At 43.9% G+C, this 12,550-nt stretch carries 10 protein-coding genes and 1 other annotated feature; of the genes, 5 read left to right on the top strand and 5 right to left on the bottom strand.

Annotated elements, in window-relative coordinates; all coding sequences use genetic code 11:
- Positions 1-535: 535 nt before the first annotated feature.
- The 3 genes from clpB to rluD all read right to left on the bottom strand — a co-directional run bounded on the left by clpB (position 536) and on the right by rluD (position 4,961).
- Positions 536-3,109, bottom strand: a complete 2,574-nt coding sequence (clpB, locus tag IQP38_RS10515) for an ATP-dependent chaperone ClpB (RefSeq protein ID WP_005381873.1) — start codon at positions 3,107-3,109, stop codon at positions 536-538.
- A 144-nt stretch (positions 3,110-3,253) separates the two neighbouring features.
- The gene (gene pgeF, locus IQP38_RS10510) at positions 3,254-3,982 is read right to left on the bottom strand and encodes a peptidoglycan editing factor PgeF (RefSeq protein ID WP_193837559.1); all 729 of its coding nucleotides are present in this window, start codon (positions 3,980-3,982) and stop codon (positions 3,254-3,256) included.
- A 1-nt stretch (position 3,983) separates the two neighbouring features.
- Positions 3,984-4,961: a 23S rRNA pseudouridine(1911/1915/1917) synthase RluD gene (gene rluD / locus IQP38_RS10505; protein WP_005381875.1), complete on the bottom strand. Its 978-nt coding sequence runs from the start codon at positions 4,959-4,961 to the stop codon at positions 3,984-3,986.
- Positions 4,962-5,097: 136 nt separating this feature from the next.
- Here rluD and bamD point away from each other — a divergent pair, with 136 nt between their 5' ends.
- From bamD to yjjX, 5 genes are all read left to right on the top strand, one after another.
- Positions 5,098-5,826 carry an outer membrane protein assembly factor BamD gene (gene bamD, locus IQP38_RS10500; RefSeq protein ID WP_005381876.1) on the top strand — a complete coding sequence of 243 codons (729 nt, stop codon included), beginning with the start codon at positions 5,098-5,100 and terminating at the stop codon, positions 5,824-5,826.
- Between the two features lie 148 nt (positions 5,827-5,974).
- Positions 5,975-7,468 carry a lytic transglycosylase F gene (locus IQP38_RS10495; protein WP_309474429.1) on the top strand — a complete coding sequence of 498 codons (1,494 nt, stop codon included), beginning with the start codon at positions 5,975-5,977 and terminating at the stop codon, positions 7,466-7,468.
- 313 nt (positions 7,469-7,781) lie between these two features.
- On the top strand, positions 7,782-8,108 hold the full coding sequence (gene hpf / locus IQP38_RS10490; RefSeq protein WP_005381889.1) for a ribosome hibernation-promoting factor, HPF/YfiA family: 327 nt from the start codon (positions 7,782-7,784) through the stop codon (positions 8,106-8,108).
- A 108-nt stretch (positions 8,109-8,216) separates the two neighbouring features.
- Positions 8,217-8,338, top strand: a sequence feature (Phe leader region).
- A 12-nt stretch (positions 8,339-8,350) separates the two neighbouring features.
- Positions 8,351-9,529, top strand: a complete 1,179-nt coding sequence (gene pheA / locus IQP38_RS10485; RefSeq protein WP_017636154.1) for a prephenate dehydratase — start codon at positions 8,351-8,353, stop codon at positions 9,527-9,529.
- Between the two features lie 24 nt (positions 9,530-9,553).
- Positions 9,554-10,087: an inosine/xanthosine triphosphatase gene (gene yjjX, locus IQP38_RS10480; RefSeq protein WP_017636155.1), complete on the top strand. Its 534-nt coding sequence runs from the start codon at positions 9,554-9,556 to the stop codon at positions 10,085-10,087.
- A 110-nt stretch (positions 10,088-10,197) separates the two neighbouring features.
- On the opposite strand, the gene trpR is transcribed toward yjjX, so the two are convergent.
- On the bottom strand, positions 10,198-10,506 hold the full coding sequence (gene trpR / locus IQP38_RS10475; protein WP_005381892.1) for a trp operon repressor: 309 nt from the start codon (positions 10,504-10,506) through the stop codon (positions 10,198-10,200).
- 13 nt (positions 10,507-10,519) lie between these two features.
- Complete coding sequence (sltY, locus tag IQP38_RS10470; protein ID WP_031812891.1) at positions 10,520-12,466, bottom strand: murein transglycosylase; 1,947 nt, start codon at positions 12,464-12,466, stop codon at positions 10,520-10,522.
- Positions 12,467-12,550 lie beyond the last annotated feature (84 nt).

Raw genomic sequence — 12,550 nt, 5'->3', positions numbered from 1 at the left:
AATCTGAGCCATGATCAAACTCTTCAATTTAAGATTTTGTTCGGCTCAATGAATACTGAACATTACATAAGTAATGTTTGAATTGACTGTGCTGAATCCGAAGATTCAATGGTCACTTCGTATCATTGAAACCTAATTTGAAGCCTAAGCTTCTAATTGGATTATCATCAACGAGTGCCCACACAGATTGATAGGTCTATATTTTTAAAGAGCACACTTCGAAGTTCTCTTCAAAGTGGACGGCTATTTTAGCTAGATAACTTATCGTGTCAAACACTTTTTTAAGTTATTTATCTGCGAGTTAATTTTAACTCACTAACCGTAGTTGTTTAGGTTCCGCTTCACTTGCTTTCCCGTGACAACGGAGGCGCATTATAGGGAGTTCATTAAAGAACACAAGTGCATTTTTTAAAAAAACTCACCTTTTTAGTTTATTCGTATAGAAAACAGACAAAAGACTCTAAAAAACTATAGAAAAGGGGCCAAACGGCCCCTTTAGTGTGATTTTTATCTCAATTTTACTGTATCCATACAATTATTGATGAGCACAAATTTGGTCATTAGTAACAATTAGCTGCACTGTCTTGTCTGGAACGATTTCACCAGAAAGAATTGATTTGGCTAACGGGTTCTCGACATTCTGCTGAATTGCACGTTTTAAAGGACGCGCACCATACACAGGATCGAAACCAACTTGAGCGATCAAATCGAGCGCTTTGTCGGAAACTTCTAGTTGATAGCCTTTCTCCTCTAGTCGTTTCGCCAAACGTTCCAATTGAATAGAAGCAATGGACTTAATGTGTTCTTGACCAAGTGGATGGAACACCACGATTTCGTCAACACGGTTCAAGAACTCTGGGCGGAAGTGTTTGCTAACCACATCCATCACTTCACTCTTGATACCTTGATAGTCTAATGTTGCGAAATTCTCTTGGATACGAGATGAACCCAAGTTAGATGTCATGATCACAACCGTATTACGGAAGTCAACAGTACGACCTTGACCATCCGTTAAACGCCCATCATCGAGAACTTGCAGCAGAATGTTAAATACATCCGGATGCGCTTTCTCTACTTCGTCTAACAAAATTACCGAATACGGCTTGCGACGAACCGCTTCAGTTAAGTAACCACCCTCTTCATATCCGACATAGCCTGGAGGTGCACCAACCAACCTTGCCACTGAGTGTTTCTCCATGAACTCAGACATATCGATACGGACCATCGCATCTTCACTGTCGAACATAAAGCTCGCAAGTGTCTTACAAAGCTCTGTTTTGCCCACACCAGTTGGACCTAAAAATAAGAAGGAGCCAATTGGTCGGTTTGGATCAGAAAGCCCAGCTCGACTACGACGAATGGCATTCGATACAACAGAGACCGCTTCGCTTTGCCCTACCACACGATTATGCAGCACGTCTTCCATACGAAGTAGTTTCTCTTTTTCCGCTTCTAGCATCTTGGATACCGGAATGCCGGTTTGCTTAGAAAGTACTTCTGCAATCTCGTTGTCGGTTACTTTATTACGCAATAGCGTCATTTCCTGCATTTCAGCTTGGGTTGCAAGATCTAACTGCTTCTCAAGTTCAGGAATACGACCATATTGAAGCTCCGACATACGGTTTAGATCGCCAGCACGGCGAGCAAACTCCATGTCCATACGAGCTTGTTCAAGCTCAGACTTAATATGTTGAGTGCCAGAAAGAGCTGCTTTTTCTGTATTCCAAACCTCTTCTAGTTCAGCGTACTCACGTTCTTTTTCATTGAGTTCTTCATTAAGCGCTTTCAAACGCTTTTCACTCGCTTCATCGTGCTCGTTACTTAGTGCTTGCTGCTCAATTTTGAGTTGGATGATTTTACGCTCAAGCTTATCCAAGGACTCCGGCTTAGAGTCAATTTGTAAACGAATGCTTGAAGCCGCTTCGTCGATTAAGTCGATCGCTTTATCCGGCAACTGACGGTCGGAGACATAGCGATGTGACAAGCTCGCCGCAGCAACAATCGCTGGGTCAGTAATTTCGACGTGATGATGAAGCTCATAACGCTCCTTCAAGCCACGTAAAATCGCCACGGTATCCTCAACGGTCGGCTCATCCACCAGCACTTTTTGGAAACGACGTTCTAATGCTGCATCTTTTTCGATGTACTGACGATATTCATCCAATGTTGTTGCGCCAACACAGTGCAGCTCACCACGAGCTAATGCCGGTTTTAGCATGTTGCCCGCATCCATTGAGCCTTCACCTTTACCAGCACCGACCATAGTGTGTAGTTCATCAATGAAGAGGATGACGTTGCCTTCTTCTTTAGCAAGTTCATTCAATACTGATTTTAAACGCTCTTCAAATTCCCCACGGTATTTCGCGCCAGCAACCAGTGCGCCCATATCCAGTGATAGCACACGGCGACCACGCAGACCTTCAGGTACTTCATTGTTAACTATGCGCTGCGCTAAGCCTTCAACAATTGCTGTCTTACCTACGCCTGGTTCACCGATAATCACAGGGTTGTTTTTAGTACGACGCTGCAATACCTGGATAGTACGACGGATTTCATCATCACGGCCGATAACCGGATCCAATTTACCTTGCTCTGCACGTTCGGTAAGGTCTATGGTGAACTTTTCCAATGCTTGACGAAGCTCTTCTGCATTCGGATCATTGACCTTTTGACCACCTCTGATCTTTTCGATTGCCTGGCTGACTTTTTGCTCTGTTAAGCCGATCTCTTTGAGCAATTGCCCCAATGGTCCGCGATCTTCTAAAGCGGCAAGCAGGAAGACTTCAGACGAGATATAGGAGTCTTGACGCTTTTGCGCCACTTTGTCACACAGGTTAAACAATGTGCCCATCGAGCTAGAGAGCTGAACATCCCCACCGATGCCACTGACTTTTGGTAATCGATCTAACATTTCACTCAATTTAGAGCGTAAATGCGTTACGTCCACATCCAGCATAGTAAGCAATGGACGAATTGGACTGCCATTTTGATCAAGCAAAGCCACCATGAGGTGAACTGGCTCGATATATTGATGATCGCGCCCTAACGCTAGTGATTGAGCATCAGAGATAGCGATTTGAAACTTACTTGTGAATCGATCAAGACGCATATCTACCTTCCTAACCTCAACTAAAGGAAATTCTTTTGACAGTTAGAAAGATGGATACTCGGGTGGGGAATTTCAAGGGAGTGAATGAATAAAGATAGCTTTGCAAAAATAGTAGTATGCATCTTAGCACTTTGGTGCTTATAGCTAGTCTTCGATCCAAATAAAGGTTGCTTGTCGACCAGTCTTACCATCACGGCGATAAGAGTAAAAAGAGGCTTTATCTTGGTAAGTACAAAGTCCAGAATCAAACACTTGTGTCACACCAGCCCGGTTTAGACGTTGCGTTGCCAGCACCGACATGTCAGCAAACCATTTACCGTCGATATCGAGTGGAGCAAATGCTTGATTCGCCTGTGAATCAAAATCAACAAAAGCTTGCAGAACATCTTCACCCACTTCGAAGGCTTGAGGGCCAATGGCGGGGCCAAGCCACGCTATCACTTCACCAGAAAACAACGCTAACGCATTTTCGACAATGCCATTTGCTAAGCCGCGCCAACCTGCGTGAACAGCGGCTACTTGCGTACCTTGTGTATTAGTCAATAATACAGGTAAACAATCGGCGGTCATCGCTGAACAAATAACATGGCTTGAAGAAGTAAATACACCATCCGCATCAAGCACCTGTGTTGTTGGTTCATTTGCTTGAGCCACAACGGTTGAATGCGTTTGGTTTAACCAGATTGGCGCATTTGGCATGCTTGCCTGTTGCGCCAACCAAGCTCGGTTCTTCTCTACTAAAGACAAATCATCCCCAACGTGAGCACCTAAATTTAGCCCTTGGTAAGGGCCTGTCGAAAATCCGCCTATGCGTGTTGAGGCGAAAGCTTTGACATTTTTAGGCGCTGGCCAATTCGGGATGATTCTCTTCATATTAGAACTCTTCCGGTAAGCCGTGCTCTTCTGTATCTTGACGAAGCGCTTCAGTCATCACAACCATGTCATCAGGCACTGGAGCATGAAACTCAAGAACTTCGCCCGTAATTGGGTGCTCAAAGCGCAGCATTACTGCGTGCAATGCTTGGCGATCGAAACCCCGGATCATTGCCGTTAGCTCTTCAGACGCACCTGTCGGGATGCGAGCACGTCCACCATATGCAATATCACCGAGCAACGGATGCTGAAGGTAAGACATGTGCACACGAATCTGGTGCGTACGACCCGTTTCTAGACGCAAGCGAATACGCGTGTGTTCGCGGAAGCGTTCAGCAACACGGTAGTGCGTTACTGCTGGTTTGCCCATTGGTGCTACCGCCATAAGCGTGCGCTTAGTAGAGTGACGACCAATCGGTTGATCCACTTTACCGCCCGCAGTCATACGACCAATAGCGATCGCTTCGTACTCACGAGTAATATTACGTTTTTGCAGTGCGCGAACCAGACGAGTTTGTGCAGGAACAGTTTTCGCCACCACCATCAAACCCGTTGTGTCTTTATCCAAACGGTGCACGATACCTGCACGAGGTACTTCTGCAATATCAGGGTAATGATGCAACAACGCATTAAGTACAGTGCCATCAGGCGTACCAGCGCCCGGATGAACCACAAAGTCACGAGGTTTGTTGATAACGATAATATCTTCATCTTCATAGACGATATCTAGCGGGATATCTTGCGCTTCCCAGCGTTCTTCATCTTCTAACTCGGCTTGCAATGTAATTTCCTCGCCACCCATTACTTTGGTACGAGGTTTAGTGACAACTTCACCATCAACTTGAACTTTCCCATCAAGCAGCCACTCTTTTAGGCGCGAGCGAGAGAAGTCCGCGAATAATTCGGCGATAGCTTGGTCTAAACGTTGACCTAACTGGCTATCTTTTACGGTATTTGTTAATACAATCTGCTGAGCCATATCGAACTTTTTTAAAAACTGTGAGACTAATGCTCACGACTGTGAAAAAATAGACTATTACGTCATTGTATCTGTTACTGGAAAGAAAGTAACGGCAGCTTAAGAAATATTTAGATTCAAGGAACAGACTCCTGATATGAAACGTCAGACTTTAACAGGCCTTTTAGCGGTATCCCTTCTGTTTGGATGTGCAAGCAAAGAAGAAATCGTTCCTGATGTGCCGCCTTCGGAACTGTATGCAGACGCACAGATTTCTCTTCAAAGTGGTAATTGGCTTTCTGCAATTGAGAAACTGGAAGCATTAGACTCACGTTACCCATTCGGTGCCTACTCTGAACAGGTGCAGCTTGACCTAATCTATGCGTACTACAAAAACGACGACCTTGCTTTGGGCTTGGCAACCATTTCTCGCTTTATGCGTTTAAACCCAACCCATGAAAAGATGGATTGGGTGCTGTACATGCGAGGTCTAAGCCACATGGCGCAAGATCGTAACTTTATGCATGATTTATTCAGCGTAGATCGAAGCGATCGCGATCCTGAACCGGTAAAAAAAGCGTTTGATGACTTCAAAAAACTACTTCAACGCTACCCGAATAGCCCATATGCAGAAGATTCACAAAAACGTATGGTTGCGCTGAAAAACCGTCTAGCGAACTATGATTTAGCGACTGCTGACTTCTACCTTCGCCGTGAAGCTTGGGTCGCTGCTATTAATCGCAGCCAAGAGCTACAAAAAGCGTATCCAGACACAGAAGCTGCACGTAAGTCACTGACTATCCAGCTAGAGGCCTACAAGCAACTTGGTTTGGAAGACGCCGTAGCAAGAACTGAAAAGCTTATAGAGCTCAACCCTGTGAAGTAATTGAACTTGCTTTAAACTGAACCGCCACCGTTTTTACCGTGGCGGTTTTTTATTACTCTCAATAGTGTATTCAGCCCTTTCTTGATGATCTTCCTAGCTCCACATATGCTTAAAGTTCTCCTCCCCCCTTTATAAAAAGGATGTGAACGTGACGATATCTAAGCTTTGCGCAGTTATGCTGCTCCTATTGTCTACTTCCGTTTGCGCACTGCAAATCTCGCCGCTCAAACAGCCTCCTTATACCGGAGACCTCGATGTCATCAAGGAGAAGAATGTACTGCGCGTCTTAGTTTCTGCTGATTTAGGCTTTTACTACATTGAGGGCGGCACACCAAAAGGCATAGGCGCGGAATTGCTGGCGCATTTCGAAAAAGACCTTCGTAAACTCAAACCAAAACTTAACGTACAAATTATTCCTGTTGCCCGCGACCAGCTACTGCCAGCTTTAGAAAACGGTTCAGGTGACTTAGTTGTCGCCAACCTGACTATTACCGACACGCGCAAACAGAAAGTGGAGTTCAGTTCACCCATTCTCACTGACATTCATGAGTGGGTAGTGACAAACAAAAGCACACCAACGATGACGAAAATCGAACAACTGAGCGGCAAAGAGATTTGGGTGCGCGCCAGCTCTAGCTACTTTGAAAGCATTCAGACACTAAATAAGAAACTAAACAAAAAAGGCTTACCGCCTGTTATCGTGCACTTTATTGAAGAAACACTTCAAGATTATGAGCTGGTCGGAATGCTCAACAATGGTTACGTCAGAGCCATTGTTCTCGATAGCCATAAAGCCAAGCTTTGGCTGAAAGTGATGGATGATATTCGGGTGCATAAAAAAATCCCTATCCGCAAAAATGGCAAAATTGCTTGGGCAATGCGAGAAAATAGTCCCAAATTAAAAGCCGTCGTGAATAAGTTCATCCAGAAGTCTCGCTCTGGGACACTACTCGGTAACGTTATTTACGGTAAATACATCGATAACACGGGATGGTTGAACAGAGCTCTTAACCCTAAGAAAATTGCTCAACTAGAAAAACTCGCGGCGCTATTTTCACGCTATGGTGAGAAATACGATATCGACTATTTACTGATCGCTGCAATCGCTTACAAGGAATCAGGATTTAATAACGACCTAGTTGGAAGCCGAGGTGCAGTTGGCATAATGCAAGTCCTACCCAGCACCGCTCAAGATCCGAATATCAATATCAAAAATGTTCGACAATTAGAAAACAACATTCATGCTGGAGTGAAATACTTAGCTTTTTTGCGTAAGCAGTACTTCAGTGATCCTGATATTACTGCACAAAATAAACTCTACTTTACATTGGCGGCTTACAATGCGGGCCCCGGCAATGTAGAGCGTATTCGTAAGCGTGCAGCCCAACAAGGTTACGATCCTAATGTTTGGTTTAATAACGTGGAAGTCGTTATGCGGAAAAGTTTAAGCTCAACGGTTGGGTACGTCACAAGCATTAATCGCTACTACATAATATACAAACAACTAGAAAGTTTGGACCAAGTCAAAAGTTTAGAAGGGGTTTCACTAGCCCCAAAAGACCCCATTTTCATGATACCGCTACGAAAAGTCAGCCAAATGCCAGACAGTAAAAAGCCGCTTGTACAGCAAGCGGCTTTTTAAATGGATTCATTGGAGAGACTCAGTGATCGTCATCACACCTTACGTGTAGTTAAATTTTAACCACCTCAAATATTAGGCCGTAAAACTTCCCTAAAAACGAGGCCGTTTTCAGCTGAGTACTCTATCCAATCTACGGATTTACTAACCGATAACAAGCAATTTCACGATAAATCTCAGAAGTTCTTGAGTGAGATCACATTCATTTTTCATCATAAAAAACCCGAGCAAAATAATGATCTGAATCACATTTTTTTATGCTTAAAGCGGTAATCTGAACTCAACCCATGAGGGATGCAACAGAGGAAAAACACTTATGACAATGAATATCACTGGCAAAAACATCGAAATCACCTCTGCAATCCGAGCTCATATTGAGAGCAAATTTAAAAAACTGGAGAAATGGCAAGTAGACCTAATTGGTTGCCAAGCAACTTTCAGTGAGGAACCAAACAAACAGAAGAAATTCGAAGCGGTTATCAAAGTTCCTAAAGGCCAGCTCATTGCCTCAGCAACTCACGAAGATCTTTACGCAGCTATCAACGAAGTGGAGCAAAAACTAGAACGACAATTGAACAAGCTGACCCACAAACCTGAAGCTCGACGTGCAAGTAAGCCTGAGCTAGTGGAAGAAGAAGAGTAAACTGAACAGATTGAGGAAATAGCGCCGAAAGGCGCTATTTTTTTGCTTGACGCTCTCCCCAGCCTTGCTTATTGTGTTTAAACACTCATAAATTAAGCACTATTTATGCATTTAACCTCACTGTTTATTTTTGACTTCTTTTTCCTCCCATAGTTGGAGGGGCGAACTCGTTTGTGAAAGAAAAGTCAAAAACAAACAGAAAGCCTCCCAAATCGGGAGGCTTTTTTATAAGGAAAGAATTGATGACTGACCAACCTATTTCCCTCGAAGAAATTCGTTTACGCTTGAATGAGTTGGATGACCAACTTCTCAGCTTATTGTCTGAGCGCCGTAAACTCAGCATTGAAGTAGCCAAAAGCAAAGTACAAACCTCAAAGCCTGTTCGCGACGCCGTCCGTGAACAGCAATTATTGGTCAAGCTGATTTCTAATGGCCAAGATAAATACGAACTTGACGCGCAGTACATCACCAAGCTTTTCCATACCATCATTGAAGACTCAGTTCTGCTTCAACAAAGTTATCTGCAAAATCTCGTTAACCCACAGCAAAGCCGTAAGCCACTCGCTCGCGTCGCTTTTTTAGGAGCCAAAGGCTCTTATTCGCACTTGGCAAGTCGCGAATACTTCAGTCGTAAAAATACGGAGCTTATCGAGCTCAACTGCGAGCACTTTAAAGAAGTGACTCAAACGGTTGAATCTGGCCATGCTGATTATGGCGTTCTGCCAATCGAAAACACCAGCTCAGGCTCTATTAATGAAGTGTATGACTTACTACAACACACGACGCTTTACATCGTTGGAGAGCTAACTCAACCAATCGAACACTGCTTGGTTGCGAAAAAAGACATTCGTCTGGAAGATATTAAAACGCTGTATTCTCACCCTCAGCCACACCAACAGTGCAGTGAGTTTTTAAGCCGTATGAAAGGAGTAAAGCTGGAGTCCTGCGCGAGCACAGCAGATGCAATGCAGAAAGTCCAAGAGATGGATCGTGATGATGTAGCTGCAATTGGTAATGCATCAAGCGGTAAGCTATATGGCTTGCAAGCAATTCAAGGCAACATCGCAAACCAAACCGAAAACCATACTCGCTTTATCGTGGTTGCTCGTAAACCGGTTGAAGTTTCTACTCAGATTCCAGCAAAAACCACATTGATCATGTCGACCTCCCAAGAGGCAGGCTCATTGGTTGAAACACTATTAGTGCTGCAACGTTACGGCATCAATATGACCAAGCTGGAATCACGCCCAATTATGGGGAACCCGTGGGAAGAGATGTTCTACGTAGACTTGACATCACATCTTGCTTCTACAGAAATGCAACAGGCACTTGAAGAGCTAACAAAAATCACTAAGCACTTGAAAGTATTAGGCTGTTACCCGAGTGAGAACGTAAAGCCTACGCAAGTAAAATTGAGTTAATAGACACCAGTGAGTAAAAAGATCATGGCAACCCAAAAAGTCGTAATCGCATCGCTAAACCCAGCCAAAATTAATGCAGTTCAAAGTGCATTTCGTAATGCATTTCCGCATCAAGAATTCAACTTCGTTGGCGTCAGTGTACCGAGTGAGGTCGCAGATCAGCCCATGACGAATGAAGAAACTCATCGTGGTGCGCTAAACCGCGTTAAAAACGCAAAAGTAGAGATGCCAAACGCGGATTACTATGTCGGTCTCGAAGCGGGAATTGCAGCAAACGTGACGTTTGCTTGGATGGTGGTTGAATCAGAGACTCACCGCGGTGAATCTCGTTCTGCAAGCTTAATGTTGCCGCCAAAAGTCTTGGAAAAACTCAAGGATGCGAATGAATTGGGAGATGTAATGGACGAAGTGTTTGGTACTGATAATATCAAACAGAAAGGTGGCGCTATTAGCCTGCTAACCCAAAACCAGCTAACTCGAAGCTCGGTCTATCACCAAGCCTTGATTCTGGCTTTAATTCCATTCACAAACCCTGAGCATTTTCCTTCAAATTTATAACACTCAGCCTAGTCTCTAGATACGCAAAAGGGCGGATATTTCCGCCCTTTGTAATACGTTATCTTAGTCACTTGTAACACCAAGGCCTAAAAGCAAATTGGATATACTGTCTACTTAGATACCGCAACTTGTTCTAACAAGACTTTCAACTTGTCTTTTTCTTCATCAGATTTCGACTTTAGTTCGTTAGAGCCACGAGTAATGGTGGCAATGCCCACACCAAGCATCTGACTGATCTGACGTTGAGATAATTCTCCTTTAAGAAGTTCGTTAATTATATTAACGCGTGATATTAATGACTCTCTCTCATCACGTGACATCAGCATAGTTAACAGCATGTCATCTTGCTGGGTGCCCATACTTGTTCGAATTAGCTCAATAATCTGTTGCCAGTCTTTGTACTCGGGTTCGTGCGACATCAAGTTACCTCACTCAATACTTGGTATTGATCTCATGTTGATTCAAGAACGCGCCATCGATACCCAAAAGATCACGATAGTATGTTTCAAACATCAAGATGTTTTGTACATAACCGCGCGTCTCTTTAAATGGAATTGCCTCAATAAAGGCATAAGCATCCACTTTTCCTTGGGTACGCTCTCGCCACGTTTTTACTCTGTTAGGACCTGCATTATAAGCAGCAAGAGCAAAAATACGATTATTATCGTAATCCTCTAATAAACCTTGCAAATAATGGCTACCAATTTCGATATTTTTTCCTACATTGTAGAGATCCTGCGTACCTTGATAACTCAACTTATATTTACGTGCCGTGTACTTCGCCGTCGCAGGCATGATCTGCATAAGACCACGAGCGCCAACTGGAGAGCGGGCTTCAACATCTAACGCACTTTCCTGTCGAGCGAGAGACATCATCGTGACGGGATCAATGTTGTGCTTTTTCGCATAAAAGTTAAACCACCAGCGGTGTGCTATTGGGAACCTAAGTTCGATATTATCCCACATCTGCGCTTGAATACTCGCGGTCACCGTTAGGTGATGCCAACGTTTAAATGATGCATAAGCCGCCAACATCGCCTTTTCATCTTTTCCTACGCGGCGCAGTAAGTGTGCCCATTCACTCTTCGCTGCTGCGATTTTATCCGTCGCGATCAACTCTTCGATACGAGCTAGCGAGTCTTGATAGGGTTGAACAACTTTCTTATCCAACTTAACCGTATGCGTTGGGTATTTGATTGATTGTCCGATTGCATTGGCGGCAGCCACACTGTAGAAGTTTCGTTGTCCAAGCAGAGTTGCTAAACGCTGTTTCCCCGCGATGTCATCACCTAACGCTATTTCACTTCTTCCAAGCCAATATTGCCAGCGTAGCGTGGCTTGTTCTTCTTTATTTAGAACAGCAATCCACTCTTGTACGCCTTTCCAATCTGCATTTTGAATCGCTAAGCGGATACGTGTTTCAATCAACGGTAAGTACTGACTGGTTTTCGTTTTATCATCGCGCCATTTAGCTAATGACTCAGACTCCGTACGAGTCAATCGAAATGCAATATAGTCGGCAAGTTCTTGCGCTTTTTCTGGAGAAAACTTCTGTCCTTTAATGACAGCATCGTACGCACCTTGAGCTTGGCTAGTGTTCATACGAGCCAACTTTTCTAACGCATATTCACTTTGCGCTCGATTAAAATCATTCGCAGGTTTTTTCTTCGCGAATTCCGCAACACTTGAAGGATTATCAAACAACGCTTTCATTTCTTTGGCTTGTTGCTTTGCCTGCGCTGATTTAGGCAGTTTGAGCAAGTAACTCATCAAACCGCCATTACGAGCATCAAACGCCAGTAACATACGCTGTAGAATCAGTTCATCGGTACGCTCACCCGCCTTGTCCCATGCTTCAAATAATGGGTCACACTCATCAGCAATGCTGATGCCACGTAACCACATATGTTCAGCCCCTTTAAACGCCGCGACTTTCTTGCCTTGCTTTAATTGAGCGACGTAGAAAATACATTGGTAACGCTCACCACTAGGAATGACTTTTTGAAACTCAGTAATGGTTTTCCAATCTTTTTGCTTATAAAGATGATTGAGGTATGGAGCGCGAACTCGACGAGAAAATGGAAAAGACTCGTGCTCAGAAATAAACTCGTTCACCTGTTGTGGTGACTTTTCCGGTAACTGTCTAATAAAAGTGCGGTAATCCACATAAGGCGTTAGTGGATAGTCAGAAATTTTAGGACGAATCGAAAGGTATCCGTCGATGTCATTTTTATCTAATAAATCTTGAGCTTGCTCATATACTTCGCGCTGCTTTTCCAAACTCAGCGCGGCATTAGCACTCAAACTCATAGCACACAACGCGGCGGCGCAGCATACGTTTTTAGCCAATTCAGATACGTTGAATCTCATTTGTGTCATTTTCCCCAGACATATACTGCCCTAAAGCCTAGTTTTGTTAGAGTTCATGTGATGTTAAGGCAATTTTCACACATGCATCTATTT

Source organism: Vibrio sp. OPT41, from assembly GCF_015163595.1.
Classification (GTDB): Bacteria; Pseudomonadota; Gammaproteobacteria; order Enterobacterales; family Vibrionaceae; genus Vibrio; species Vibrio alginolyticus.
The sequence above is the reverse complement of the archived record's forward strand: the minus strand, read 5'-3'. Positions and strand labels throughout refer to the sequence as shown.

Bases quoted from the DNA above. Each gene is read 5' to 3' on its own strand.
- clpB (WP_005381873.1), bottom strand. From the start codon at position 3,109: ATGCGTCTTGATCGATTCACAAGTAAGTTTCAAATCGCTATCTCTGAT.
- pgeF (WP_193837559.1), bottom strand. From the start codon at position 3,982: ATGAAGAGAATCATCCCGAATTGGCCAGCGCCTAAAAATGTCAAAGCT.
- rluD (WP_005381875.1), bottom strand. From the start codon at position 4,961: ATGGCTCAGCAGATTGTATTAACAAATACCGTAAAAGATAGCCAGTTA.
- bamD (WP_005381876.1), top strand. From the start codon at position 5,098: ATGAAACGTCAGACTTTAACAGGCCTTTTAGCGGTATCCCTTCTGTTT.
- hpf (WP_005381889.1), top strand. From the start codon at position 7,782: ATGACAATGAATATCACTGGCAAAAACATCGAAATCACCTCTGCAATC.
- pheA (WP_017636154.1), top strand. From the start codon at position 8,351: ATGACTGACCAACCTATTTCCCTCGAAGAAATTCGTTTACGCTTGAAT.
- yjjX (WP_017636155.1), top strand. From the start codon at position 9,554: ATGGCAACCCAAAAAGTCGTAATCGCATCGCTAAACCCAGCCAAAATT.
- trpR (WP_005381892.1), bottom strand. From the start codon at position 10,506: ATGTCGCACGAACCCGAGTACAAAGACTGGCAACAGATTATTGAGCTA.
- sltY (WP_031812891.1), bottom strand. From the start codon at position 12,466: ATGACACAAATGAGATTCAACGTATCTGAATTGGCTAAAAACGTATGC.